The 25799-nt window shown below is 66.4% G+C and carries 21 protein-coding genes; 16 read left to right on the top strand and 5 right to left on the bottom strand.

Annotation, left to right across the window (positions count from 1 at the left end; genetic code table 11):
- The first annotated feature begins 102 nt into the window (after positions 1-102).
- From surE to NLF94_RS15340, 4 genes are all read left to right on the top strand, one after another.
- A complete protein-coding gene (gene surE, locus NLF94_RS15355; RefSeq protein WP_254838508.1) occupies positions 103-942 on the top strand; it encodes a 5'/3'-nucleotidase SurE in 840 nt (279 codons plus the stop codon).
- A 71-nt stretch (positions 943-1013) separates the two neighbouring features.
- On the top strand, positions 1014-2177 hold the full coding sequence (locus tag NLF94_RS15350; protein ID WP_254838507.1) for a CaiB/BaiF CoA transferase family protein: 1164 nt from the start codon (positions 1014-1016) through the stop codon (positions 2175-2177).
- A gap of 93 nt (positions 2178-2270) precedes the next feature.
- Positions 2271-4391: a hydantoinase/oxoprolinase family protein gene (locus NLF94_RS15345; protein WP_254838506.1), complete on the top strand. Its 2121-nt coding sequence runs from the start codon at positions 2271-2273 to the stop codon at positions 4389-4391.
- A 3-nt stretch (positions 4392-4394) separates the two neighbouring features.
- Positions 4395-6614, top strand: a complete 2220-nt coding sequence (locus tag NLF94_RS15340; protein ID WP_254838505.1) for a hydantoinase B/oxoprolinase family protein — start codon at positions 4395-4397, stop codon at positions 6612-6614.
- A gap of 25 nt (positions 6615-6639) precedes the next feature.
- Here NLF94_RS15340 and NLF94_RS15335 read toward each other — a convergent pair whose 3' ends face one another.
- The 4 genes from NLF94_RS15335 to NLF94_RS15320 form a co-directional block, all read right to left on the bottom strand.
- Positions 6640-8319 carry a hydantoinase B/oxoprolinase family protein gene (locus tag NLF94_RS15335; RefSeq protein WP_254838504.1) on the bottom strand — a complete coding sequence of 560 codons (1680 nt, stop codon included), beginning with the start codon at positions 8317-8319 and terminating at the stop codon, positions 6640-6642.
- Positions 8316-10394: a hydantoinase/oxoprolinase family protein gene (locus NLF94_RS15330; protein WP_254838503.1), complete on the bottom strand. Its 2079-nt coding sequence runs from the start codon at positions 10392-10394 to the stop codon at positions 8316-8318. Before NLF94_RS15330 ends, NLF94_RS15335 begins: the two co-directional genes overlap by 4 nt.
- A 94-nt stretch (positions 10395-10488) precedes the next feature.
- Complete coding sequence (locus tag NLF94_RS15325) at positions 10489-11460, bottom strand: MBL fold metallo-hydrolase (RefSeq protein ID WP_254838502.1); 972 nt, start codon at positions 11458-11460, stop codon at positions 10489-10491.
- Between the two features lie 99 nt (positions 11461-11559).
- Positions 11560-12690 carry an acyl-CoA dehydrogenase family protein gene (locus tag NLF94_RS15320; protein ID WP_254838501.1) on the bottom strand — a complete coding sequence of 377 codons (1131 nt, stop codon included), beginning with the start codon at positions 12688-12690 and terminating at the stop codon, positions 11560-11562.
- 141 nt (positions 12691-12831) lie between these two features.
- Here NLF94_RS15320 and NLF94_RS15315 point away from each other — a divergent pair, with 141 nt between their 5' ends.
- The 7 genes from NLF94_RS15315 (at position 12832) to NLF94_RS15285 (ending at position 19163) form a co-directional block, all read left to right on the top strand.
- Positions 12832-13710 carry an HpcH/HpaI aldolase family protein gene (locus tag NLF94_RS15315; RefSeq protein WP_254838500.1) on the top strand — a complete coding sequence of 293 codons (879 nt, stop codon included), beginning with the start codon at positions 12832-12834 and terminating at the stop codon, positions 13708-13710.
- Positions 13711-13785: 75 nt separating this feature from the next.
- The gene (locus NLF94_RS15310; RefSeq protein WP_254838499.1) at positions 13786-14223 is read left to right on the top strand and encodes a cupin domain-containing protein; all 438 of its coding nucleotides are present in this window, start codon (positions 13786-13788) and stop codon (positions 14221-14223) included.
- Between the two features lie 103 nt (positions 14224-14326).
- Positions 14327-15118: an enoyl-CoA hydratase/isomerase family protein gene (locus tag NLF94_RS15305; protein WP_254838498.1), complete on the top strand. Its 792-nt coding sequence runs from the start codon at positions 14327-14329 to the stop codon at positions 15116-15118.
- 78 nt (positions 15119-15196) lie between these two features.
- On the top strand, positions 15197-16408 hold the full coding sequence (locus NLF94_RS15300; protein ID WP_254838497.1) for a CaiB/BaiF CoA transferase family protein: 1212 nt from the start codon (positions 15197-15199) through the stop codon (positions 16406-16408).
- 102 nt (positions 16409-16510) lie between these two features.
- Entirely contained in the window at positions 16511-16900 is a 390-nt protein-coding gene (locus tag NLF94_RS15295; protein WP_254838496.1) for a cupin domain-containing protein, read from the top strand.
- A 156-nt stretch (positions 16901-17056) separates the two neighbouring features.
- Positions 17057-18238 carry an acyl-CoA dehydrogenase family protein gene (locus NLF94_RS15290; protein WP_254838495.1) on the top strand — a complete coding sequence of 394 codons (1182 nt, stop codon included), beginning with the start codon at positions 17057-17059 and terminating at the stop codon, positions 18236-18238.
- Between the two features lie 145 nt (positions 18239-18383).
- Complete coding sequence (locus tag NLF94_RS15285) at positions 18384-19163, top strand: carboxymuconolactone decarboxylase family protein (protein WP_254838494.1); 780 nt, start codon at positions 18384-18386, stop codon at positions 19161-19163.
- A 63-nt stretch (positions 19164-19226) separates the two neighbouring features.
- On the opposite strand, the gene NLF94_RS15280 is transcribed toward NLF94_RS15285, so the two are convergent.
- The gene (locus NLF94_RS15280; protein WP_254838493.1) at positions 19227-20921 is read right to left on the bottom strand and encodes a 2-oxo acid dehydrogenase subunit E2; all 1695 of its coding nucleotides are present in this window, start codon (positions 20919-20921) and stop codon (positions 19227-19229) included.
- A 162-nt stretch (positions 20922-21083) separates the two neighbouring features.
- Here NLF94_RS15280 and NLF94_RS15275 point away from each other — a divergent pair, with 162 nt between their 5' ends.
- The 5 genes from NLF94_RS15275 (at position 21084) to NLF94_RS15255 (ending at position 25764) form a co-directional block, all read left to right on the top strand.
- Positions 21084-22127, top strand: a complete 1044-nt coding sequence (locus NLF94_RS15275) for a thiamine pyrophosphate-dependent dehydrogenase E1 component subunit alpha (protein WP_254838492.1) — start codon at positions 21084-21086, stop codon at positions 22125-22127.
- Between the two features lie 2 nt (positions 22128-22129).
- A complete protein-coding gene (locus NLF94_RS15270) occupies positions 22130-23092 on the top strand; it encodes an alpha-ketoacid dehydrogenase subunit beta (protein ID WP_254838491.1) in 963 nt (320 codons plus the stop codon).
- Positions 23093-23207: 115 nt separating this feature from the next.
- Positions 23208-23957 carry an ABC transporter ATP-binding protein gene (locus NLF94_RS15265; protein ID WP_254838490.1) on the top strand — a complete coding sequence of 250 codons (750 nt, stop codon included), beginning with the start codon at positions 23208-23210 and terminating at the stop codon, positions 23955-23957.
- Positions 23954-24664, top strand: a complete 711-nt coding sequence (locus NLF94_RS15260; protein ID WP_254838489.1) for an ABC transporter ATP-binding protein — start codon at positions 23954-23956, stop codon at positions 24662-24664. Before NLF94_RS15265 ends, NLF94_RS15260 begins: the two co-directional genes overlap by 4 nt.
- A 113-nt stretch (positions 24665-24777) precedes the next feature.
- A complete protein-coding gene (locus NLF94_RS15255) occupies positions 24778-25764 on the top strand; it encodes an LLM class flavin-dependent oxidoreductase (RefSeq protein ID WP_254838488.1) in 987 nt (328 codons plus the stop codon).
- Positions 25765-25799 lie beyond the last annotated feature (35 nt).

Genomic DNA, 25799 nt, shown 5'->3' with positions numbered 1-25799 from the left:
GCGCCGACGGTGGCTTCGAGACGGCGTGAAGCCGACGAGGAGTGTCGGTATCCGGTGTAGATTTATAACCCGCCTGTCGCTATCGGAAGACGGACGGAAAGAATGACCAACGAAGGCCTGCAGATCGTGCTGACGAACGACGACGGAATCGAGAGTCCGGGACTCGTTGCGCTCTACGAGGCGCTCTCGTCGCTCGGGGACGTCACCGTCGTCGCACCCGCGACCGGGCAAAGCGGGATCGGCCGGGCGGTCTCGGTCGGCCGGGGGAGGGGACACCAGGAACGAGGCGAAAACGGCGTGGACGTCACCACAGGCCGGTTTTCGTGTACGGTCCCGCACCGAGAACACGACCTCGGGTACGCCGTCGACGGGACGCCCTGTGACTGTGTAATGCTCGGCATCCACGCGCTCGACGAACCGCCGGACGTCGTCGTCGCGGGCTGTAATCCGGGCCCGAACGTCGGCCACGACACCCTCTCGCGGTCGGGAACGACGAGTGCCGCCATGGAGGCCGCCTACGCGGGCGTTCCGGCCGTGGCCACGTCGGTCAACACCATCAACTACGATCGAACGATCACCGAAGAGACCTTCGAGCGGGCCGCCCGGGTCGTGGCCGACCTCGTGGAACGGACGCTGGATGCGGGCGCCTTCGAGGAGATCGACTACCTGAACGTGAACAGTCCACGACCGGATCGGCCGATTAAGTCCATTGAGATGACCCGACCGACGCCGAAGTACGGCATGGACGCGGAGGTGACCGACGGCGAGTTCCGGCTCCGGTTCGATAGCCTCGAACGGTTCGGATACGGCGACCAGGTCGACCCGCCGGGGTCGGACCTCCGGGCGGTCGCCGAAGGCCGGATCAGCATCTCGCCGCTGGACCTCCCGGCCGAATACCAACGGAGCGACCGACTGGGGGCCGTCGTCGACGAACTCGTCTGACCGACGAACCGGGCGCACTGTCGCCCCCGAACGACGGTGACTTTATTAGATCCGTATCCGGAATTGCGTGTATGCGCCTGGACAACGTCCGCGTACTCGACCTCAGCCGACTGCTCCCGGGACCGTACGCCACGCACCTGCTGGCCGAGGCCGGGGCCGACGTCATAAAGATCGAGGACACCGAGATGGGTGATTACGCCCGTCACACCCCGCCGACGACCGACGAGGGGTTCGGCCTCATTTACGACGCGATCAACCGTGGCAAACGAAGCGTCAGCCTGGATCTGAGTTCGGAGGACGGACGGGAGGTGTTCTTCGAACTGGTCGAGGACGCGGACGTGGTCTTCGAACAGTTCCGACCCGGCGTCGTCGAACGGCTGGGCGTCGACTACGAGGCGGTCCAAGAGTACAACGACGAGATCGTCTACTGTTCGCTGTCGGGGTACGGACAGAACGGGCCGTACCGCGACCGGGTCGGCCACGACCTGAACTACGCGGCGACGGCCGGGCTGTTGGATATGACGCGCCGCGACCGCGACGAAAAGCCCCGGATCCCGGGAATCCCCGTCGGCGACATGAGCGGCGGGCTGTTCGCCGCGTTCTCGATGATCAGCGGCGTCGTGTCCCGAGAACTGGGCGGTACCGGCGGCGAGTACATCGACGTCTCGATGACCGACGCCGTGGTCTCGTTCTCGCAGGCGCTGGCGCCGGAGGTACTGGCTGGTCGGGACGTGGCGCCGGGCGAGACGCGACTGACGGGGAAGTATCCCTGTTACGGCGTCTACGAGACGGCGGACGGACGGTACGTGACGCTGGCGGCGCTGGAGCCGAAGTTCTGGAAGGAGTTCTGCGAGCGCGTCGGCCGCGAGGACCTCCTCGACAAGCACATGTCCGAGTCGGCCGACGAGCGTGCGGCCGTCCGCGAGGCGATCGAGGAGGTGTTCGCCGCGAAGACCCGCGACGAGTGGGAAGCCGAGATCGGCGGCGAGGAGACCATGTTCGCGGCCGTCAACACCGTCTCGGAGGCCCTCGAGCACCCCCAGATCGACGCGAGGGACATGGTCGTTGAGGACGGAGCCCCACGGGTCGGATCGCCGGTACGGGGATCCGAGGGTGTCCCGGGTGCCGAGGGGCCGGCACCTGAACACGGCGAACACACGGACGACGTGCTCCGGGAGGCCGGCTACACCGACGACGAACTCGCACGTCTCCGTGAGGACGGCGTCGTCCGGTAGGTCGTTACGAACGCCCGCAAACTACTCCGGAACCGCCCGCGACGCGGCGTGGTAATTTTTAATAGAGAGGAATATATCTAGCCATGTCATAGCATGCCATACAGAATCGGTTGCGACATCGGTGGGACGTTCACCGACATCATCGTACTCGACGAAAACGGAGTAGAGTGGCAGCACAAAACGGACACGGTGCCCGAGAACCTGGTCGAGGGGGTGAGAAACGCCGTTCTCGGCGTCGCCGACGAGGTCGGGATACCGCCGGGCGAACTGCTGGCCGACACCGAGCGCTTCGTCAACGGCACCACGATCGTCACCAACGACATCGTCGAACTCGACGGGGCGAACGTCGGGCTGTTGACCACGGCGGGGTTCCGCGACACACTCAGGATCGCACGCTCCCCGCGGGGTCCGGAACGTGACCCGATCGAACAGGTGAACGTTCCGGACATCGTCTCCCGGAACTGCATCAGGGGGATTCCGGAACGGGTCGACTACGAGGGGAACGTCGTGGTCGAACTCGACGAGGAGGCGGTCGAAGAAGCGGCGCGCGATCTCGTCGAGAACGAGGGGGTTGAGGCGATCGCCACATGTTACCTCTGGAGCTTCCAGAACCCGGACCACGAGGTCCGAACGAAGGAACTGATCGAGGACCTCTATCCGGACCTGTACGTGACCGCGTCGGCGGACGTCTACCCGAAGGTCCAGGAGTACGAACGGATGGTGGCCACGGCGCTCAACGCGTACACGGCGCCGGACGTCGCCGAATACGTCGACGAGATGGAACGGGAACTCGGGGAGATGGGGCTCGACACGTCGGTCATCTCGCTCATGCAGGCCGCCGGCGGGAGTACGACGCCGGCGGAGGCCAAGGAGACCCCGATCCAGCTCACGGACTCGGGCCCGGTCGGAGGAGTGATCGGATCGCGCGAACTCGGGCGGCAGTTGGACGTCGAGAACGTCATCGCAGCCGACATGGGCGGAACGAGCTTCGAGTGTTCGATCATCGAGGACGACGAGTTGCCGATCACCGAGCAGATGGAGGTCGTTCGCGAGATACAGACCGGGATAATGAAAGTCGACACCCACACCATCGGCGCCGGGGGCGGCTCTATCGCCTGGGTCGACGAGCGAGGCGCGCCGCAGATCGGTCCGATGAGCGTCGGCGCCGATCCCGGCCCGGCCTGCTACGGCCAGGGGGGAACGGACCCGACGCTGACCGATGCGGCGCTGGTGCTCGGGTTGATCCGCCCGAACGCGTTCCTCGGTGGCCGCCGCCAGCTGGACGTCGAGGCCGCCGAGAGCGCGCTCCGGGAGAACGTGGCCGAACCGCTCGGTCGGAGCGTCGAGGACGCCGCTGCCGCGATCTACAGTATAGCGATCAACTCCATGAGCAACGCCGTCCGGAGCGTCACCGTCCAGGAGGGCCGTGACCCGACCGGGTTCACGATGTTCTCCTACGGCGGTGCGCTGCCGATGTTCGCGGCGGACATCTGCTCGACGCTGGGGATCGACGAGATCGTCATCCCCAACACCGCGTCCATCTTTTCCGCCTACGGGCTCCTCCAGGCCGACGACATGCGTACCTACAGCGAGTCGCTGTTCTGGAACCCGGGCGAGCCGGTCGACCGGGTCAACGAGGCGCTCGAGGAAACCGAGACCCGGATCCGCGACCGGCTCACGGCGGCCGGGTTCGAGGAGGACGAGATAGAGATCGAACGGCAGGGACGGTTCAAGTTCAAGGGACAGCTGTTCGACTATCCGGTGACGCTCCCCGACGGCGACCTGACCGAGGCGGACATGGAGGACATCCAGTCGCGGTTCCCGGACCTCTACGAGGAGGAGTACGGCCCGGGAACGGCGTGGGTGGAGTCGCCGATAGTGTTGCGCGGGGTGCGGGTCACCGGCACCAGCACCGTCTCCAAGCGGTCGCTGAAAGAACAGGAACTGACCGGCGGAGAGAGCCCACCTCCCTCCCGTTCGCGCGAGGTGTACCTCCCCTTCGAGCGTGATCGGCGGGAGGTCGACGTGTACGATCCCGGTGCGGTCCCCCCTGGATCGTCGGTCGTCGGGCCCGCGATCATCGAGGAGGACACGACGACGGTGTTCGTGCCGGACGGGTTCGAGATGTCGGTGGACAGGTACTACAACTACGCGCTCTCGCGGACGGAGGCCGAGACGGACCGCCACGCGGTCACCCGTCTCGGGGAGGTATGACCAATGAGCAAGACACCACGATCCGGTACGACCCGGAGCACGAGTCACGGCGGCACCGCGGGCGAATCGATATCCATAGACGAGGAGTACGATCCGGTTCTCGCCGAGATCCTCCGCAGTCGGCTGTACAACATCGCCAACGAGATGGGGACCGTGATGATACAGACGTCGGGGAACCCGGTCATCACCGAGTCGATGGACTTCTCGACGTTCGTGGCCGACGCGGACGGCGAGATCATCGGCTACTCCGGGTACCTGATGGAGCACGCCGCTCCCGCACGGCTAGCGGTCGAGTACATCATAGAGAACCAGGACGACGTTCAGCCTGGCGATCAGTACATCTGCAACGACCCGTTCCGGACGGGTGTCGCCCACCAGCCGGACACCGGCATCGTCAAACCGATCTTCCACGAGGACGAACTCGTCGCCTGGTGCTGGGCCGAGTCACACCTCCTGGACATCGGCGGCGTCGCTCCGGGGGGTTTCGCTCCGCAGGCTGAAGAGACGTACGCCGAGGCCATCCGGTGGCCAGGCGTCAAGATCGTCGAGGACGGCGAGATTCGCGAGGACATCCAGCGGACGATTACGACCAACGTTCGAATCCCGATCCGGGTGTTCAACGACATCCGCGCGCTGATAGCGGCCAACAACCGGTGTGAGGAGCGACTGACGGACACCATCGCGGAGTTCGGGCTCGAGACGTTCGAACACTACCTGGATGTGAACAAGCGACTGAGCGAGCAGGCGCTGCGCAAGCGGATCGAGGAACTCCCCGACGGCACCTACCGCAACACCGAGTACGTCGAGCACGACGGTCACGAGAACGAACTGTACGAGGTCGATGCGACGTTGACCGTCGACGGCGACGAGCTGACGATCGACTTTTCGGGCTCGGACGAGCAGGCCCCCGGGTTCATCAACGCGGGGATCGGCGCCACCACGGGAACCGCGTTCACGCCCATCGCGAACCAGCTCGCCCCGGAGGTCCCCGTCACCGAGGGGATGTTCGAGCCGTTCGAGATCGAGGCCCCCGAGGGAACGATCACGAACCCGGTAGAGCCGGCGCCGACGTCGTCCGGGCACATGGAGACGGGGCTCGCCGTGCTCGCAGCGGTCCACAACCTGATCGCTCGCGTGATGCGGCAGTCGGACAGCGAGTTCGTCCGCGAGCACGCCTGCGCGCCGTTCCACGAGACGTTCCCCGCGGCGATTTATTTCGGGATGAACCAGTTCGGCGAACCGGATGTCTTCCTAGACATGCACGGGGGTGGTGCCGGTGGCGGTGCGACTGCGGTCCACGATGGACAGGACTCCGGCGGCGCATCGAGCACGCAGATCAACGCGGGCATCCCGAACATCGAGACGAACGAGGCCGACCATCCGGTTCTCTACCTGTGGCGGCGGCTCAACCGCAACTCGAGCGGTCCCGGCGAGTACCGGGGCGGCCAGGGCATCGAGTACGCGTGGCTGCTGCACGGGTCCGAACAGGGCAAAGAGACCGTCACGTCGGCGACTACACAGGTACCAACCGAGGGTCTCATGGGCGGCTATCCGCCGGGAACGACAGTCTTCGAAACCGTGCAGGGATCGAACGTGCGGGCGGCTCTCGACCGGAACGAACTCCCCGACGACCTCGCGGACCTCGGCGGCGAACACGAGCAGCTTCCCGCCAAGGACGTCGGTATCCCGATCGACGCCGACACGGTGTTCGCCAACCGGCTCGGCGGCGGCAGCGGGCTCGGTGATCCGCTCGAGCGGGACCTCGATCGGGTCGCCTCCGACCTCCGTGACGGGTACGTCTCCGAAGCGCAGGCCGAGAACACCTACGGGGTCGTCGTCTCGGACGGCCGGGTCGACGAGGAGCAGTCCCGCGAACGGCGCCGGGCGATGCGCGACGAACGAACCTCGTGGGGGGCCGACCGGACGCTGGCGGACGAACCCGCGTCGGTCTCCGCCCGGACAGAGTTCCACCGCTACGTGGACGTCGTCGAGGACGCGTACCTCCAGTGTTCGGAGTGCGAGGAGGTGTTCGCGCCCTACGGCGGGCCCGACGACGAGGAGTGGCTCGCGTACACTGCCACGAACGACTCGCCGATCGAGGAGCGGTACGAAGAGCTGTCGCTGTTCGTTCAGGAACGGGAGGAGGAACCGGACGTCCGGCTCCGGGAACACGCCTGTCCGGGGTGTGGCGTGATGCTTCAGGTCGACGTCGTCGTCGAGTAGGTGGCTTTCCTGCCGGAACGGCACGCTACTCGTCGGTTTCGTGTCCGTACACCTCCCGGGCCCGCTCTTCGGTGATGTAGCCGTAGCGAACGTCCCGCTCGATCAGGTCCTCGTCGCGGTTCTCGGGGTCCCCGTATCCCCCCGAGGAGGCGGGGCTGAACGTGAGCGTCTCGCCGGGCTCGAGTTCGATCCGACCGTCGACTGGGACGTCTCTCCCCTCGACGGAGGAGGACACGGTGTCGGTTTTCCCCTCGAGGCCACCCTCGAACCCGGCCGGGTTGTGATCGGCGTTCTCGGCGACGGAGACGATGACGACCGTCACGTCGGAGGGGTTGTGGACCGAAAACTCCACCGCAGGGGCCGAGCGGTACTCGCCGGCACCCTCCGTGTCCGGCGCGAACGTGTTCCGTTCGACCCGCACCGGGCAGTACTGCTCGAAGACCTCGATCGGGACCCACCGGCCGCCGTACGGGAAGAAGACGCCCGGTTCACCGTCCTTCCCCTTGCTCGGCGGGATGTCGGACGCAAGCGGGAACAGCGAGACGAACTCCTGTCCGTTCTCGTCGACGCCCGTGAACGTGTTGACGTGGACGCCGCCGAACTCGCTGATGGCCTGGTCCGGGACGAACCGTCCCAGCAACTTCATCAGCAACGCCTCGTAGCGCCCGAACGTGACGTGTCGGGACAGCGTCGGGAACGGGCGTTCGCAGTTGAGGATCGATCCCTCGGGGGCGACGATCTCGATCGGTTCGAACACGCCCTCTGTCTTGGCCACGTCGGAGCCGATCAGCATGCTGGTGACGACGTACTCGGTGACGGACCGCGTGTTCGTGAAGGGGATGTTGATGCCGGCTTCGACCTGCTCGGAGGAGCCGGTCGTATCGACGACGATATCGCTCCCGTCGACCGTGAGGTCGACCTCGAAGATCAGGTCGTGTCCCGCAAGTGAGAACGATATCTCGCCGGATTCCGTCCCGTCGTCGAGTTCGCGGATCCTGTTCCGCAGGCGTTCCTCGGATCGCTGGAGGTGTTCTTCGGTCACCTCGACGAAGGCGTCGACGCTGGCCTCCTCGACGGTCTCGCGGATCCGCTCGGCACCGACGGCGTTGCCCGAGCGCATCGCCTCGATGTCCCCCATGACCGTGTCCGGAATCCGAACGTTCCCGCGAATCATGGTCTCGACCGCGTCGTTGCGCTCGCCGCGCTCGTAGAGCTTGGTCGGCGGGACCAGCACGCCCTCGGAGTAGAACTGCGTCGAATCGGTCGACCAGCCGCCGGGGCTCCCGCCGATGTCCTGGAGGTGTCCGGTCGTCCCCGCGAAGCCGGCGAGTTCGCCGTCGTGGAAGATGGGCGTGATCACGCTCATGTCCGGCAGGTGCCCGCTCCCGATCCACGGATCGTTGGTGACGATCACGTCGCCGGGGTCGATGTCCTCGGGCGGGATGTGCTCTTCGAGGATGATCCGCGTCGTCCGCGAGACGTTCCCCGAGAGCGCGGGCACGTTCCGCTGTGACCAGCCGATGGCCGTCCCGTCCGGCGTCATCACGCTCGTCGAGGCGTCCTTCATGTCCCGCATCGCTATCGAGAAGGCGAGTCGCGTGGTCGCGTCCCATATCTCCTCGGCGGCCGTCTGCAGACGCGTTCCGATTATTTCCTTCTCGAGGCTGCTCACGCCGGGTCGATCGTCGGTCGGTCGGTCGTTCATCGGGAATCACCTGTATCGATGAGGAGGTCCTTGCCGGGTTTCACTTCGAGCGTCGAATCCGGGCCGACGACGGCGGTCGTCTCGGTCGCCTCCACCACCACCGGTCCGTCGATCCGCTCGCCGGCATCGAGGTCGTTCCACGCGTGGACGGGCGCCTCGAGTCGCCCGGTTCGCTGGAAGTACATCTCGCGGTCACTGGGGGAGGGGGTCGATCCCCCCACCCCCGTCAGCTTCGGGAGGCCGGCCTCGGTCGGTTCCGACAGCTGGAGGTGGTAGTTCCGCACCTCGATCGGGTGATCGAGCACGTCGCGGTTGAACTGCTCGCGGTACACCTCGGCGAACCGCTCGCTGGCGATCTCGGGCGTTACTTCCTCGAGGTCGTGCTCCGGGAACGGGACCTTTATCTCGTAGCCCTGCTGGACGTGTCGCATATCCATACTGATCGAGGTCTCGGTGTCGTCGATGTCGGCGTTGGTCTTCGCCAGCGCCGCCTCGGCCTCCTCGCGTAGCGCGCGGAACTCCGCTCGGATCGTTTCGGCGTCCAGCGCGGCCACCACGCCGTGCCGACTCGAACTCGCCTCGTAGAGCTTCGGCGCTTCGGTCAGCCCGATCGACGACCCGACGCCGGCACCGTACGGACAGACGATCTCGTCGATACCGATCGCGTCGGCGATCCGGTGGGCGTGGGTCGGCCCTGCCCCCCCGGTCGCCACCATCCGGAGACCGCTGATGTCGATCCCCCTGCTGGAGGTGTACCGGCGGAAGGCCGACGCCATGTTCGTGCTCACCAGGTCGTAGACGTGCCACGCCGCTTCGGGCACGGAGATGTCGAGCGGATCGGCGAGTCGATCCGAAAAGACCTCTTCGGCCTTTCCCTCGGCGAGGTCGATCCGACCGCCCAGGAAGTTCTCGGGGTTGAGATAGCCGAGCAACAGCAGTGCGTCCGTAACCGTCGGTTCGGTTCCGCCCTGGTCGTAACAGACCGGGCCGGGCTCGGCGCCCGCGCTCTCGGGACCGACCTCGATGGTGCCGTGTTCGGTGACGCTGGCGATGCTCCCGCCGCCGGCGCCGATCTCCGTGAGGTCGATCAGCGGGGAGACGACGTGGTAGCCGCTGCCCTCCTCGAAGCGGTATTCGCGGGCGACGTCGTCCTGGTAGTTTATCAGCACCTCGTCGTCCTGTACGGCGGATCCCTTCGCGGTCGTCCCGCCCATGTCGAACGAGAAGACGTCGTCCCAGCCGTACTCCCGGGCGTAGAACTTGCTCGCGAGGACGCCCGCCGCCGGCCCGGACTCGATCAGCCTGACGGGTTCGGCGGTTGCGACCGCCGTCCCCACGACCCCGCCCGTCGAGGTCATCATGTAGAGGTTCCCGTCGAACCCTTCGGTCCGGAGGTCGCTCTCCAGCGTCTCGACGTAGTTTTCGACGACCGGTGCGACGTAGGCGTTCAGCACCGTCGTCGAGGTCCGGAGGTACTCGCCGACGACGGGAGCCACCTCCGAGGACAGCGAAACGTGTACGTCGGGGTAGTGCTCCTCGACGACCTCCGCGACGGCACGTTCGTGCTCCCCCGAGAGGTACGAGTGGAGAAACGAGACGGCGATGGCGTCGACGCCGTGGTCCTCCACGAGGGTCGAGACCCGTTCGTACACCGCCTCCCGGTCGATCGACTCGACGACGTTCCCGGCGGCGTCGATCCGTTCGTCCACCTCGAGGCGACGGTGCCGGGGGACCAGCGGCTCCGGATACGTGATCTTCCAGTCGGACATGTCGTACCGGAGCCCCGTACGAAGCTCCAGCGAATCCCGGGTGCCGGCGGTAGCGAGCAGCCCCGTTTTCGCCCCCGTCCGTTCGATGACGGTGTTCGACACGAGCGTCGTTCCGTGAAGCACGGACTCGAGGTCCTCGAACCGGGCGTCGTTCTCCGAGAGGATGCGTTTCGCTCCCCGCAGCGCACCCCGTTCCGGTTGGGCTTCCGTCGTCGGCTCCTTGTCGATCGTGGCCTCGTCGGTCGAGGGGTCTATCAGCGTGAAGTCGGTGAACGTACCACCGATGTCTATGCCAAGCCGTAGCATGCTATGAATTCACAGATAAGGTCCGATAGTAAAAATCCAACCGATTCGTGGTTTCCGCTCCGACGCGAACGCCGACGCCACGCGGCAGCGGAGTTCAGACCAGCGACTCGACGTCGGGATCGTCCTCCAGAAGGTGGTAGGTCCCGTCCCGGTCCTCGACGATCCCGTACTGGCGGAGGTGCTCCAGGTGGGCGAAGGCCTCGCCGGGCCCCTCGAGGAGGTGAATCCCCTCCAGCGAACCGAAGAGGTGATCGCTGACCGTCCAGGCGTCGGCCGGCCCGTGCTCCTCGAGGACGGTTATCACCCGCTCGATCCGTGTCCGGTGGTGGTCGCGGATCTCGCGGGCGCGTTCGGCGGGCGCTTCGACGACGCCCCGATGGCCGGGGTGGACGCGTGTGAATCCCCGCTCAGCGAGCAAGGTGAGCGTTTCGAGGTATCGTTTCAGCGGACGGTCCAGACGGCCGTCGCCCCCGCCGACGTTCGGTGTGTAGACCGGGAGCAACGCGTCACCGACGAACGCTTCCGTATCGCCGGCCCCCTCCAGGGCGAAACAGCAGTGGCCCGCGGTGTGGCCCGGAGTGTGGATCGCCTCCAGCGTCATTTCGCCGAACTGCAACCGATCGCCGTCCGACACGGTGTCGACGACCGGCGGCGTCCCCGACACCTCGGGGCTTTCCTCCTCGAACAGCCGCCTGAGCCGCCCGATGGCCCGCTCGGGCATGCCCCACTCGTGGAAGCGTCGGAACTGACGGGTCCTGAAGTCGGTCATTGCTTCGCGTTCTTGCCGGATCAACGGCGCGTCGACCTCGTGGCTGTAGACCGTCGCCCCGCTTGCCTTCTGGACGACGCCGGCGAGACCGGCGTGGTCGTAGTGCCAGTGAGTCAGTACGACGGCGTCGATGTCCTCGATCCCGCACCCGGCGCTCTCGAGGCCGCCCTCGAGGTCCCGTCTGACGGTCGCCCTGTCTATGCCCGTGTCGACGAGGACCCGCTCGTCACCCGTAGACAGGAGATAGGCGTTGTTCTCCCCCTCGAATTCGTCGTTTCCGAGCTTGATCGTTCGCATCCGTCTCCCCGCTTTCGTGGTCTCTTTCGTTCCCCGCGGGAGGCCGCCGTTCGGCCCACACCGAAACGGGAGGGTCGATACCCGGCGATCGCCGGTCGCTCAGAGCCCGCCGCCCTCCTGCAGCAGCTTTGCGATGGTGTTGCGCTGGATCTCGTCGGTCCCGCCGCCGATCCGGTACCCGCGGACCAGCCTGTAGAGGTACTCCAGGGGGTGACCCTGCTGGTAGCCGTTGCCGCCGTGGATCTGTAGCGACTCGTCGATGACCTCCTGGGCGACGTTCGGCGAGTACAGTTTGACGATGGAGCTACGCATCGGGTCGGGGACGCGCCCCGCCTCGAGCGCCTGACGCCCGGACTCGTAGACCAGCGCCCGGGAGGTCTCGATCTTCGTCGCCATGTCGGCGAGCTTCCACTGTATCCCCTGGAACTCCCCGATATCGCGTCCGAACTGCGAGCGCTGGTCGGCGTAGTCGAGGGCCTTGTCGAGCGCACACAGCGCGATACCGTTCGAGAGGGCACCGACCGAGAGCCGCTCCCAGTTGAGCGCCTTCAGCTGTTCGTCGAAGGCCTCGCGGCCGCGGGTCAGCACGTTCGTCTCGGGAACGGTGACCTCGTCGATGACGAAGTGCGTCTGGGTGTGACCGACCATGTTCACGTAGTGGTTCTGGACCTCGATGCCAGGCGCATCCAGGGGCAACAGGATCGTCCCGAGCCCCTCGGGGTACTTCACCCACGTCACGGCGGTGCTACACTCCGGGAAGAGGCTCACCCAGGTCTTCTCGCCGTCGACGACCAGCGTCCCGTCGCCGTTGTCCTCGACGGTCGTGTTCATGGCTTTCACGTCCGATCCCGCCTCGGGTTCGGAGATGGCGATGGCGATCCCGTCTTCGCCCGCGGTCACCGGCGGGAGGTACTCCTCCTTGGCCGTTTCGGTGCCGAACATCTCGAGGGCTCGCGGCCCCAGCAGTTCCTGCTGGGAGTAGTAGTGCGCGGTGTCGGGGCAGATCCGACCGATCGCTTCGATGGCGAGGATGGATTCGAACTCGGTCATCCCCCCGCCGCCGTACTCCTCGGAGATGTTGATCCCGAAGAACCCCCGGTCGGCCAGCACGTCCACGTTCTCGAGGGGGATCTCCCCCTCCCAGTCGAACGCCCGTTCCGCGAACTCGTTTTCGGCCAGTTCCTCCAGCGAATCGACGAGCATACGTTGCTCTTCGGTGCGACCCTGCATCGTATGCCTTCGTAGGGAGACTCCGTATTAAGAGTGGGTACTCCGCGACGGGTGGCTGGAGCCGACGAGCCCGGCTCCCGACGCCCCCGAACGGTAGAAGTATTAAGCGGGTCGCGGCCGTTGGGAGTAGCGCGATCGAGTATGAAAACCACGAACAAGGTGAAGGAGAAACTGGAGGACGGCGAGGTCGTGATCGGGGCGACGACGGTCGCAAACCACCCGACAGAGATCGAGTTGCTGGGCGGGGTCGGGTTCGACTTCGTCTGGCTCGACACGGAACACGTCAACGGGAGCCCGTACGATTCCGACCTGCTGGAACACAAGGCGCGGGCGGCCGACTGCGCCGACACCGAGATACTGATCCGGGTTCCGACGACCGACCCCGTCATGATCCGGAAGATCCTCGATACGGGCATCCGCAATATCACCCTCCCGCGCGTCCAGACGGCCGAGGAGGTCGCGGAAGTCGCCAGGGCGGCCTCGTTCAAGTACGTCGAGGAACTGGACTGGGATCACGGCGGGGCGGTGACGCCCCCTGATCGCGGCACCCGGGGCGCCAGCCACGCCCGCGTGACCGAGTTCGGCGCCCGAGAGGGCTCCGTCGCCCTCGAGAGCGACGAGAACGTCATGCTCGGCGTCGTCATCGAGGACTACGAGGCGATCCCGAACATCGACGAGATACTGTCGGTCCCGGGGGTGGGCTACACCATCTTCGGGCCCTACTGTATGTCTATCTCGATCGGAAAGCCCGGCGAGTACGACCACCCGAAGATACAGGACGCTCGGGAAACGTTCGTCGAGGCCGCGACGAAACACGACGTGCCGATCCTGCAGTCCGTAGCCGGTATGGAGCCGGAGGGCGGGGGCGACGTCGACTACGGAGAGCTGGAAACGGCCAAGGAGTACATCGACCGCGGGAAGCCGTATCAGATGTTCCGCGTCCAGAGCGGCTCCGGGCTCGTACGGCGGGGGACCGGCGAACAACTGGCGACGCTGCAGGCACACCTCGAAGAGACGTAGCGTCCCGCCGTGTCGTGCTCCGGTCGGGACCGCGTTCTCCCGAAGCTATTTCATAGAGGGATGCATCCAACCCCCATGGAAGAAACCGACGTAGAGGCGGACGAGCCGCCGTCATTCGAGATCACGAGACCCGACGAGCGACCGGCCAGCCGGATGATCAAACGGCTCTGCAAGACGGACCTGCTGAGCGGGACGGTACAGGTCCTCGAGCCGGGTGCGGGGAACGTGATGCACAGCCACAGCGGCCAGGACGGGTTCTGGATGGTGCTGGAGGGGCAGGCCAGGTTCTACGGTGACGGCGACGAGGTCGTCGAGGAGCTCGAAGCGCACGAGGGCGTCGTGATTCCGCGAGAGACGAAGTACTGGTTCGACAACCCCGGCGACGAGGACCTCGTGCTGTTGCACGTCGCAGCCTACTCCGAGACCACGCAGGATCAGGCGGAGTACTACGGTCCGCGGGACGAACTCGACTTCGCGGTGTACGACACCGACGAGTCCCTCCTGGGTCGATAACGGAGCGGGGCGGCGGCGCGACCGAGCGGGTCGGGTCCCGCGTCGATCCACCGTTCCGGGGGCGCGGCGGAAGAATCATATCACCGGCTGTAGACCACTACCTATGGAGGAGGAATTCCAGACGACGAGGGCTCGGTTCGACGAGACGACGGGCATCGGTCACCTGACGCTGAATCGACCAGAGGCGCTGAACGCACTCAGCGAGCAGCTTCGAACGGACATCGTCGACGGGCTCCGGTGGCTGGAAAGCCACAACGAGGACGCCGACGGCATCGCGTTGCGCGCCGTCGTCGTCGAGGGCGCCGAGGGGAACTTCTGTGCCGGCGCGGACATAACGGAGTTCGGCGACGACTCCCCGGGAGCGAGTTCCGAACGGTACCACTACGACTTCGTCATGGACTTTCCCGTCCCGATCGTGGCGAAGATCCGGGGCTACTGTCTCGGCGGCGGGCTCGAGACCGCGATGGCCTGTGACTTCCGGTTCGCCGACGCGGACGCGAGGCTCGGGTTGCCCGAAGTTGATCTCGGGCTCATCCCGGGGGCCGGCGGCGTGCAGTTCATCAGCCGGTTGGCCAACCCGTCGGTCGCCAAGGAGATAGCGATGACCGGCGAACACATCGGGGCCGAACGGGCACGGGAACTCGGCATCGTGAACCGCGTTCCCGACGACCTCGATGCGACGACGGCGGAGTTCGCCGAGACGATCGCGTCGAAGCCGCCGCTGGCGATACAGGCGCTCAAGGACGCCGCGAACACGGCCGTCCAGACGGGGCTCCGGGAGGGCTGTCGGTACGACCGGCGGCTGTTCGAGCCCTTGATCGAAACCGAGGACTTCCAGGAAGGCGCTCGCGCGTTCACCGAGGACGATTACGAGCCGGAGTTCGTGGGCCGCTAGAGCGGCGCCACGTATTCTCGTCGGAGATCGAACCGACCGCAGGTACTATATCATCAGGTGACAAACACAAACGAGTAGATGAGCAACAACGGGTTCCACGGCTACCGTGGTGAGGAACTCCCGCTGTCGGGGATCACGGTCGTCGATCTCACACAGATCGTCGCCGGGCCGTTTGCGACGATGACGTTCGGCGATCTCGGCGCCGAGGTGATCAAAGTCGAGGCGGTCGGGCGGGGCGACCGATGCCGGAACATCGATCCGATCCCGGAGTACTTCGACGCCGTCAACCGGAACAAGCGGAGCGTCGGGATCGACCTCAAGTCCGAGGCGGGACAGCGGATCGTCCGGGAGATGGTCAGCGACGCCGACGTGTTCGTCGAATCGACGAAACCGGGCCGGATAGAGTCGTACAACCTCTCCTACGAGGAGCTCCGTGAGGTCAACCCGGAACTCGTCTACTGTTCTATCACCGGGTTCGGGACGGACAGTCCCTACGAGAACCTGCCCGCCTGGGACATGCTCGTCCAGGCGATGAGCGGGGCCATGAGCATGACCGGCGAGGAGGACGGCCCCCCCGTCTGGTCGGGACTTCCGAGCGGCGACCTGATCGCGTCGATGTACGCCGTACAGAGCGTTCTCGCCGCGCTCTTTGCGAGGGAACGCGGATCGATACGGACCGAGTGGATCGAGGTGCCGATGCTGGACGCGGCGATATCCTGGCTCACCGTCCGTGCCGGCTACACGTTCGGGACGGGAGAGCCGTTCCCGCGGTCCGGCGATCACCACCCCTCGCTGGCCCCGTTCGGTGTGTTCGACTGCAACGGCGACCGGCTGGTGATCGCCGCGGGGACGCCCTCCCTGTGGCGGGACTTCTGTTCGGTCATCGGCCGGGAGGACCTGCTGGCGGACGATCGGTTCTCGACGATGAGCGACCGGGGCGAAAACGTCGAGGTACTGACCGAGATCATCGAGGCCGAACTCGCAACCGACAGCAGCGAGCGGTGGGTCGAACGCCTCCAGGCTGCCGACGTTCCCGCCGGCCCGATCCACGACACCGAGACCGTCTGGGAGGACCCCCACGTCCGGAAACGCAATCTCCACCGCGTGATGGAACGGCCCGACCGACAGGACGCCGACGTCATCGACCATCCGGTCCACTTCTCCGCGCTTGCGACCCAGCTTGCGACGCCGCCGGAGCGACTCGGCGAGAGCAGCGCCGAACTGCTGGCCCGCTACGGGTACGACGGTGAGGACATCGAACGGCTCGTCGAGGAAGGCGTCGTCGAGTGACCTCGCCCCCGGCCGCGAGCACGGCACCCCTCCCGTTCCCGAAAGGTCCCCCTCCGTCGTCGATCAGGAACGCTTAATGGCGCCGTTCGAGACGTCGTTCCCATGGGGTACTCGAAGATACACCTCGACGAGGCCGAAGACAGGGCCCGAACGCCGGCGGAACCCGTGGTACGAGCCATCGGCTACGAGTTGCGCGACGCGGGCGACTCCCGGCCGCGGGAGATGCGTTTCAATTACTTCTACTACGAGGAGGGCGATACCGCTCGGCGACACCGGCAGGAAAAACAGGAAGAGCTGCTGTTCGTGGTCGACGGGCGGATCGAAGTCGAGGTCGACGACGAGGTGTTTACGGCGAGCACGGGGGACTTCGTCGTGATCGATCCCGACTCGTGGCGACAGGTCCGGGCACTCGCTGATACGGAACTCCTCGCCGTCGGTGCCCCGAACGTCGCCGACGATCACGTAATCGACGAGAGCACCGACCCCGCCTGACGATCGGGGACACACCACCGTTCGAGAACGTTCGGGGGTGAGTGACGATAGTATTCGCGCCGAAACGCCCGAATACCCCCTTTCGGCCCTGGTACTCGGCCGTTCCCGAGTCGTCGGATCGGAACGTATAACGTGGTAGGTTAACAACGGCCGTGTATGGATATCGGGCCCAGCCAAGAGCATCGACTACTCGTCGACTCGGCGAAGGACATCATCGACGGCTTCGGTGAGACGTACTTCCGGGACAAGCGGATGGAGGGCGAAGAGCCCGAGGAGTTCGTCGACGCCATCGCCGACGCGGGGTTTTTCGGTATCCCGCTACCCACCGAGTACGGCGGAGAGGGGATGGGGATGCTCGATCTGGTGTACGCGATCGAGGCCCTCGGCGAGGCCGGCGGGTGGGATGCCCTGGGCCAGTTCACGCTGAACACGGTCTTCGGGGGGCTGGTGACGGCGAAGTACGGGACCGAGGCGCAAAAGGAGGAGTACCTCCCCGGTATCGCGTCGGGCGACGTCAACTGGGCGCTGGGCGTGACCGAGCCGAACACGGGGCTGAACATGCTTCGAACGTCCACCGTCGCGGACCGCGACGGCGAGGAGTTCGTCGTCAACGGCGAGAAGGTGTTTACGTCGGGGCTGGACAAGGCGGACGGATACACGCTCCTCGCGCGCACCACCGACGTTTCCGAGGTGGACCGGCGTTCGGATGGCCTCACGGTATTCATCGTCGACCCGGACGACCCGGCCATCGAGTACGAGGAGATCGACCTCGACATGTACTGGCCGGCGGGCGAAGGGACCTACACGGTCCACATCGACGATCTGCGCGTCCACGAGTCCAACGTCATGGGGGAGGTCGATGGCGGGTTCGCCCCGATATTCGATGTCCTGAACCCCGAACGGATAAGCACGGCCGCCGAACACCTCGGGCGCGGAAAGTGGGCACTGTCGGAGGCGGTCGACCGGGCCAAGGAACGGGAGGTGTGGGGCGAACCGATCGGCTCTCATCAGGGCGTCCAGTTCCCGCTCGCGGAGTCGTACGCCGACCTCGAGTCGGCCAGTACCATGGTGAAGCGAGCGGCAGCCGCCTACGATACCGGCGCCGACCGCATCGAGGAACTGACGAACATCGCCCACCTGAAGGCCGGACGCGCCGGCTACCAGGCGGCGGACGCCGCCGTCGAAACCTTCGGCGGGAGCAGTTTCGTCTCCGAGTACGGCATCGCCGCGGTGTGGAGCCTCTCGCGCCACCAGAAGATCGCCCCGATACCGGACAACATGAAGCTCAACTCCATCGCGAACAACGTCTTGGGCCTCCCGCGGTCCTACGGGATCTGACCCGGTCTCCGATGCGAGCGGGCGGACTCCCGGCCGTCGGACCGACACGGCCCGTCGAACCGACCGACGCCGGCCGACCGATGCCGACGAGGGGTCGGAACCGACCGGCACAAGAACTAATATCGGATATACTCGCTGTTTTCGTATGGGTTCCGGAGACGAACACCTCTCGACGGAGGAACGGGAACTGAAAGAGGCGTTCATCGAACGGTGCGGCTACTGGCACGACGGCTTCGACGACCTGCTACGGCTGGACCCGGAGTTTCTCGGTATCCTGGCGGACATCACCGCACACCCGCTGGAGGGTGACGCCCTCGACAGGAAGACGAAGGAACTCGTCCACGTCGCGGTGAACACCTCGACGACGCACCTCTACGAGGACGCCATCCGCCGCCACATCGGGAACGCCCTGGACCACGGCGCGAGCGTCGAGGAGGTCCTCGAGGTGATCCAGATGGCGAGCGTCCTCGGCGTCCACACCTTCGGCGACGGGGTTCCGATCGTCGCGGAGACGCTGGGGCTGCCCGAGGAGTTCACCGACGAGGAGCTGGCCGAACACGCCCGACTGAAGGAGCAGTTCGAGGAGTTGCGCGGGTTCTGGGCCGAGCAGTGGGAGCCGATCATGGTGCTCGATCCGGGGTTCTTCGACCACTACACCCGGTACTCGGCCCACCCGGCGCAGGACGGCGAACTCGACGCGAAGACGCGGGAGCTGATATTCACCTCGATCGACGTGGCGACCACGCACCTCTACGAACCGGGCGCGGCGATCCACATCAACAACGCCATCGAACACGGGGCGACGAGGGACGAGATCGTCGAGGTGCTACAGCTCGCGTTCACGATCGGCACGCACACGATAGAGCGGGGCGTTCCCGCCCTCGTCGAGGAGGCCGAAAAGCGCGACCTCCTCGAGGGGGACTGAACGGCCTCGTCGGGCGTCCGGTGGACCACTCAACGGATTCGTCTCTTCGACTGGATCGACCGGCTACGCCTCCCGCGTCCAGGTGACGTCCACCGCGAGGTCGTCCCGCAGCAGGTCCGACACGTAGCACGCTCGTTCGCTGGCCTCGACCACGCGCTCGACCGTGTCGTCGTCGGCGTCCGTTCGCACGGTTATCGTGACCGCGAGGTCCTCGATGCGTCCCGTCTCGGGGCCCGCCTCGACCTCGACGGCCGTCGACGTTAGCTCCTCGTCGTACTTGTCGGCCTGGAGCCGACATGTGACGGCCAGACAGGACGCGAGCGACCCGAGGAAGTGGTCGACCGGCGTCGGGGCCGTTCCGGTCCCGCCGACCGTCTCCGGTTCGTCGAACCGCCACGAGCCGTTCGCCACCCGCGCCGTCCCGGAGAGTCCGTCCTCGACGCGGGCCGTTGCGGTTCGGTGCGGGAGCGCCTCCTCGCCGTCGGCCGCGGTGGGTTCGGCGCCGGTGTCGTCACCGAGAGCGTCGACCTCGACGCCCTCGGGCAGCACCGAGGCGGGGTCGCCCACGAGGTTGGCGAGCGTCTCGAGGAACCGCGCCGCGTCGGCGCCGTCGACCGCACGGTGATCGAACGAGAGCGAGAACGTGACGTGTCTGCGGGTCCGAGAGTCGGCGCCGTCGCCGACGACCTCGCCGTGGGGTCGGCCGACGCCGAGTATGGCGACCTGCGGCGGGTTGATGATCGGGGTAAACGAGTCGACGCCCAGGACGCCGAGGTTGGAGACGGTGAACGTCCCGCCGGTGAGGTCCTCTGGTGCGTACTCCCCGTTCTGCGCGGACTCGGTGACGTCCCTGCGCGACTCGGCCAGTTCCGTCAGCGACTTGCTCCCCACCTCGCGTATCACGGGCGCGACCAGTCCGGCGTCGGTATCGACGGCGACGCAGACGTTCACGTCGTCGTAGAGGACGTGCGTGTCGTCCTCCAGCGTGGCGTTGAACTCCGGGTGCTCCGTCAGCGTCTCGGCGACCGCGGCGACGAGCAGGTCGACGAGCGAGAGGTCCGGGTCGTACTCCTCGCGGCACGCCTCCAGCGCCGCCAGCATCGGCTCCACGTCGACGTCCCGGTGTTCGGTTACGTGTGGGGCCTCCCGGTGGCTTCGCTGGAGGCGTTCGGCTATCGTGCGCCGGACGCCGACCAGTTGCCGCCGTTCCCGGACCGCCGGCCCGCTCGTTCCTGTCGGGGCCTCGTCTCCACCTTCCTCGCCGGATTCGACGCCGGCTTCCTCGCTTGCGGCCGTGGCGGCGTCGATGTCGTCGGCGGTCACGGCGCCGTCGGGACCGCTACCCTCGACCGCGGCCAGGTCCACGCCGAGTTCACGGGCCCGTTTCTTGGCCCGTGGCGTCGCCCTCACGTCGGATGCGTCCCCGGTCTCACCACTCGGCTCATCCCCGGAAGCGTCCTCGGCGCCCGCCGCGGACGGGTCTGCGTCGACCGACTCCCGGAGTTCGTCGATGTCCTCTCCGGCCGGTGCGACGATCGCCAGCGCCGCGCCGGGTTCGGCGGCTTCGCCCTCGCGGAGGTAGCGCACGCGGACGACGCCGGCCGACTGGGCGCGGATTTCGCCGACCGACTTTTCGGATTCGATCTCGGCGAGGAGGTCGTCGGCGTCGACGGCGTCCCCCGTCGAGACGTGCCACTCGATCAGCGTCCCCTGCTGCATCTGCATGCCAAGCCGGGGCATCCGAATGATGTCTCCCATCGCCGCGTTCTACACGGAAACGGACTAAAACCGTTTGGGGACCACCAGCGGAACGGCGGCCGCCTCCCCCCGACGACCCGGGAGCCGTGGGCCGCCAGCCGTCGTTTTCGACCCGGGGCAAGCAAGAATTTATATGGCCCGACTAAGACGGTTTCCGTACACATGGAAAAGCAGTTAGTATCGCAAATCGGTGATCGAGACGAGGATCTGCTGGTGGAGATGTACCGACAGATGAAGCAGATCCGCGAGTTCGAGATCGCCGCCGGCGAGCTGGTCCGGGCGGGCGAGATTCCGGGGCCGATACACCCCTACATCGGACAGGAGGCCATCGCCGTCGGGACGTGTACCGCACTCGACGACGAGGACATCATCGGCAGCACCCACCGCGGACACGGGCACGTCCTGGCGAAGGGCGCCGACCTCGATGGGATGATGGCGGAGCTGACGGCCAGGGAGGCGGGGTTGAACCGGGGACGCGGCGGCTCGATGCACATGGTCGACTTCTCTTTGGGGATATTCGGGTGCAACGCGATCGTCGGTGCCAGCGTCCCACACGTCGCCGGTGGCATGCTCAGCGGCCGGATCGACGGGGACGACCGCGTCGGGGTCTCCTTCTTCGGCGAGGGCGCGATAAACCAGGGCGTCGTCCACGAGACGATGAACATGGCCGCCATCTGGGATCTGCCCGTGATCTTCGTCTGCGAGAACAACAAGTACGCCGTCAGCACCGACGTCGAGTACGCCGCCGCCGGCGACAGCCTGGCCAGCCGGGGCGAGGCCTACGGGATCGAGAGCCGGACCATCACCGGCCAGAACGTCCTGACGGTTCACGAGACGATCTCCGAGGCCGTCGACGACGCGAGAGCGGGCGAGGGCCCGCAGTTCGTCGAGTGCGAGACCTACCGGTACAAGGGCCACTTCTCCGGCGAGGAGGCTATCCTGAGCGACCGGAGCTATCGGTCCGACGAGGAGATACGCGACTGGAAGGAGAACCGCGACCCGATAGAGACGTTCGGCGAGGCCCTCGTCGAATCCGGTCGCGTCGACGCGGAGACGCTGCGCGAGATCGACGACGAGATCGACGAGGAGGTATCGAGCGCCGTCGACCTCGCAACCGAGAGCGACCTTCCGAGCGGGGATCGAGCGCCCGAGAACGCCTACGCCGACCAGGAGTACCCGGCCTTTCCGGCCCCGAAATACAGATAACGATGAGCGATACCAGCTACGTCGGCGCGATCGTCGAATCGTATCACGAGGTGCTCGCGGAGTTCCCAGAGGCGTTCGTCATGGGCGAGGACGTGCGTCTGGCGCTGATGGGAACGACCCACGACCTCGTCGACGAGTACGGCGAGGACCGGGTCGTCGACGTCCCCATCTCCGAGCAAGGTTTCCACGGGCTGGCCGTCGGCGCCGCCATGGACGGCAAGCGACCCATCGTCGAACACCAGATAAACACGATGAGCTACCTGGCGATGGACCAGCTCGCCAACAACGCCCAGCGGCTCCGACACATGACCGACGGACAGGTCTCGATACCGATCACCATCACGATCCCGTCGGCGGGTGCCCCCGGCAGTGCCTCGGCCCAGCACTCGGACTACACCTACCCCGTCCTCATGCACCTGGGGGTGAAGGTCGTCGTTCCGACGACGCCGACCGACGTGAAGGGGCTGTTGCACAGCGCCGTCGCCGAGGACGACCCGGTGGTCGTCTACTGGCCGGCGAAACTCCAGAGCACCCGCGAGGAGGTCCCCGAGGAGACCCCCGAGATCCCCCTCGGCGAGGCGGACGTCAAGCGCGAGGGCGACGACGTCACGGTCGTCGCCGTCGGCGAGACCGTCCGCATGGCCCGGTCGGTCGCCGACGACCTCGACGGGGTGAGCGTCGAGGTCGTCGATCCCCGGACCCTCCTGCCCCTCGACGAGCAGACGATCTTCGAGAGCGTCGAGAAGACCGGCCGGGCCGTCGTCGTCGACGGTGGCTACCGGACGTGTGGCGCCGCGGCCGAGATAGCGAGCCGGATCAGCAACGAGGCGTTCTGGAGCCTCGACGCACCCGTAAAGCGGGTCACGAGGGCCGACGTCCCGATATCGTACAGCCCGCCGGAGGAGGAGTACACGCTCCCGGACGAGGAGACCATCTCGCGGGCCATCTCCGACGTGGTTCCCTGACGCCGCCTCTCGCGGTGCGGGAAAGCCGTTGGGGAACGACGTAGAGAGCCGTTCGGTGCGGGCCTCGAGGCGCCCGACCAAACAGTCATATGCCCTCCCCCAGAGGAACGATAGTATGGCCGCTCCGATACTCTCGGTCCACAACCTCAAAAAGAAGTTCGAGGGGGTGACGGCCGTAGACGGGTTGACGCTCGACTTCTCGCCGGACGAGATTCACGCGATAATCGGGCCGAACGGCGCGGGGAAGACGACGACGTTCAACCTCATCACCGGGGACCTCCCGCCCACGGACGGAACGGTCGAGTTCAAGGGCGACGACATCACGGCCGAGTCGGCCCACGAGATATCCGGCCGGGGGCTGGTACGTTCGTTCCAGATCACGTCCGTCTTCGAGAACCTCCCCGTCCTGACGAACGTCAACATCGCCACCCAGTCGAACTACAACCCCTACAACTTCTGGCGACGGGCGGACTCCAATCAGGAGGTACGCGAACGGTCGATGGAGATCCTCGAGCGGTTGAACCTGGCGGACAAGGCCGACTCGTTGGCCGCCAACCTGAGTCACGGCGAACAGCGGGTCCTCGAGATCGCGCTCGCGCTCGGCACCGATCCGGACATGTTGCTCTTCGACGAGCCGACCGCGGGGATGAGTCCCGAGGAGACGATGGAGATGATAGACCTCATCAACCAGCTCGGGGAATCGATCCCCGTCGCGCTCACCGAACACAAGATGTCGGTCGTGATGTCGGTCGCCGACCGCATAACCGTCCTCCACAACGGCCGACGGCTCGTGAGCGGGCCGCCCGACGAGGTGCGCCAGGACGGCGAGGTCCAGCGCGTCTATCTGGGAGGTGCACGGACGTGAGCCGCCTCGAACTGCAGGACGTCGACGCCCACTACGGGAAGAGTCACGTACTGTACGACGTGTCGATGACCCTCGAGGCGGGCAGTCTGGTGACGCTGGTCGGACGGAACGGCGCCGGGAAGACGACGTGCCTGAAGTCGATAATGGGGCTCCTCACTCCAACGGACGGCCGGGTTACGTTCGACGGCGAGGACGTGACCGAACTCTCCCCGGACGAGACGGCTCGCCGAGGGATCGCCCTCATCCCGGAGGAACGGCGCCTCGTCCCGGAACTGACCGTCCGCGAGAACGTACGCCTCGGCTACATCGCCCACGACGTCGACGAGCCGTTCGACGCGGCGTTTCAGCGCGTCGGTGCGGACTTCCCCATCCTGACCGAGCGCGGGAGCCAGCGTGCGGGGACGCTCAGCGGCGGCGAACAGCAGATGCTCGCCATCGCCAGGGCGCTGGTCTCGAAGCCGGACCTGCTCCTGATAGACGAACCGACGGAGGGGCTGATGCCGTCGCTCGTCGAGAAGGTGCGGGACCGGCTCGTGAAGATCCACGACGACGGGATCACCGTCCTCCTGGTCGAACAGAACGTCAACCTCGCGCTGGACGTGAGCGATTACGGCTACGTGATCGACGAGGGGGTCATTCAGGAGGAAGGCCCGACGGAGCAGTTACGGGAGAACGAGGAGATCCAGCGGCGGTATCTCACGCTCTGAGGCTCCGGGGTTCGTATCCGACCGCCCCGCAGGGGTACTCGAGAACATCGTTCGCCCAGTCTCACGACCCACGCCACCGTAAGTCACAACACCGCCGTCGCCGTTACGGGCGCATGGAGATCGGAACCGGTCTGCCCACGCAGTATCCGGCAGGCGAGTCCCCGCGGGCCGCGGCCGCGTCGATACGGCGTATCGCAAGCGTCGTCGAGGAGTCCGGCTTCGACTCGGTGTGGGTCGGCGAACACCACGTAACGTCGGAGTTTCACTACTTCCACAACGTTCCCGTACTCGGGATGCTCGCAAGTGCCACCGAATCGGTCGACATCGGCGCCGGGGCGATACTGCTGCCCCTCCACAACCCGGTAAACGTCGCGGAGATGGGCGCGACCATCGATGTCCTGAGCGGCGGCAGGTTCCGGGCCGCGTTCGGCCTCGGGTACCGCGAGGCGGAGTACGACGCCTTCGGCGTCGACATCGCCGACAGGGTCGGTCGCCTCGAGGAGGGGATCGAGGTCGTGAAACGGCTGTGGACGGACGGCGAGACGTCGTTCGACGGCGAGCACTACCAGCTGTCCGGGGTCGAAACCAACCCGCGACCGCTGCAGGAGCCCGCACCGCCGGTGTACGTGGCGGGGTTCGTCGACGCGGCCTGCGAACGCGCCGGACGGCTCGGCGATTCGTGGCTCGCCGGGCCCCTGGCCGAACGGACCGAACTCGCCCGCCAGATGGACGTCTACGAGCGAGCGGTCGCCGACCACGACCGGCGGGACGCGTGTCTCCCGCCGACGGTCGTCCGGGAGGGGTTCGTCCTCCCCGACGGCGAGGCGGCGTTCGAGACCGTTCGGCCGTACCTGCAGGACAAATACGAGAGCTACTCGGCGTGGGGGCTCGAGGACGCCGACTTCGAGGAGGGGTTCCGCGAGGTCGCGGCCGACCGGTTCCTCATCGGCTCGCCGTCGGACGTTCTCGAGGAGCTCGAGGCGTACGCGGACCTCGGCATCGAGAACGTCGTCTTCCGGGTTCACTACCCCGGTATGGACGTCGACGACGTGGTTCGGTGTTTGCACACGCTCGGTGACGACGTGCTCCCCGACGTGTGAACGGTACGTTCGCCGCTGCGACATATCGTGCTCAC

It is taken from the genome of Natronomonas marina (assembly GCF_024298905.1).
GTDB classification, from domain to species: domain Archaea; phylum Halobacteriota; class Halobacteria; order Halobacteriales; family Haloarculaceae; genus Natronomonas; species Natronomonas marina.
The sequence above is the reverse complement of the archived record's forward strand: the minus strand, read 5'-3'. Positions and strand labels throughout refer to the sequence as shown.

Excerpts from the sequence above, each read along its gene's own strand:
- NLF94_RS15285 (WP_254838494.1), top strand. The coding sequence starts at position 18,384 with ATGGGTTCCGGAGACGAACACCTCTCGACGGAGGAACGGGAACTGAAA.
- NLF94_RS15340 (WP_254838505.1), top strand. The coding sequence starts at position 4,395 with ATGAGCAAGACACCACGATCCGGTACGACCCGGAGCACGAGTCACGGC.
- NLF94_RS15270 (WP_254838491.1), top strand. The coding sequence starts at position 22,130 with ATGAGCGATACCAGCTACGTCGGCGCGATCGTCGAATCGTATCACGAG.
- NLF94_RS15275 (WP_254838492.1), top strand. The coding sequence starts at position 21,084 with ATGGAAAAGCAGTTAGTATCGCAAATCGGTGATCGAGACGAGGATCTG.
- NLF94_RS15255 (WP_254838488.1), top strand. The coding sequence starts at position 24,778 with ATGGAGATCGGAACCGGTCTGCCCACGCAGTATCCGGCAGGCGAGTCC.
- NLF94_RS15325 (WP_254838502.1), bottom strand. The coding sequence starts at position 11,460 with ATGCGAACGATCAAGCTCGGAAACGACGAATTCGAGGGGGAGAACAAC.
- NLF94_RS15330 (WP_254838503.1), bottom strand. The coding sequence starts at position 10,394 with ATGCTACGGCTTGGCATAGACATCGGTGGTACGTTCACCGACTTCACG.
- NLF94_RS15335 (WP_254838504.1), bottom strand. The coding sequence starts at position 8,319 with ATGAACGACCGACCGACCGACGATCGACCCGGCGTGAGCAGCCTCGAG.
- NLF94_RS15265 (WP_254838490.1), top strand. The coding sequence starts at position 23,208 with ATGGCCGCTCCGATACTCTCGGTCCACAACCTCAAAAAGAAGTTCGAG.
- surE (WP_254838508.1), top strand. The coding sequence starts at position 103 with ATGACCAACGAAGGCCTGCAGATCGTGCTGACGAACGACGACGGAATC.
- NLF94_RS15305 (WP_254838498.1), top strand. The coding sequence starts at position 14,327 with ATGGAGGAGGAATTCCAGACGACGAGGGCTCGGTTCGACGAGACGACG.
- NLF94_RS15350 (WP_254838507.1), top strand. The coding sequence starts at position 1,014 with ATGCGCCTGGACAACGTCCGCGTACTCGACCTCAGCCGACTGCTCCCG.
- NLF94_RS15310 (WP_254838499.1), top strand. The coding sequence starts at position 13,786 with ATGGAAGAAACCGACGTAGAGGCGGACGAGCCGCCGTCATTCGAGATC.
- NLF94_RS15280 (WP_254838493.1), bottom strand. The coding sequence starts at position 20,921 with ATGGGAGACATCATTCGGATGCCCCGGCTTGGCATGCAGATGCAGCAG.
- NLF94_RS15345 (WP_254838506.1), top strand. The coding sequence starts at position 2,271 with ATGCCATACAGAATCGGTTGCGACATCGGTGGGACGTTCACCGACATC.
- NLF94_RS15315 (WP_254838500.1), top strand. The coding sequence starts at position 12,832 with ATGAAAACCACGAACAAGGTGAAGGAGAAACTGGAGGACGGCGAGGTC.
- NLF94_RS15295 (WP_254838496.1), top strand. The coding sequence starts at position 16,511 with ATGGGGTACTCGAAGATACACCTCGACGAGGCCGAAGACAGGGCCCGA.
- NLF94_RS15320 (WP_254838501.1), bottom strand. The coding sequence starts at position 12,690 with ATGCAGGGTCGCACCGAAGAGCAACGTATGCTCGTCGATTCGCTGGAG.
- NLF94_RS15300 (WP_254838497.1), top strand. The coding sequence starts at position 15,197 with ATGAGCAACAACGGGTTCCACGGCTACCGTGGTGAGGAACTCCCGCTG.
- NLF94_RS15290 (WP_254838495.1), top strand. The coding sequence starts at position 17,057 with ATGGATATCGGGCCCAGCCAAGAGCATCGACTACTCGTCGACTCGGCG.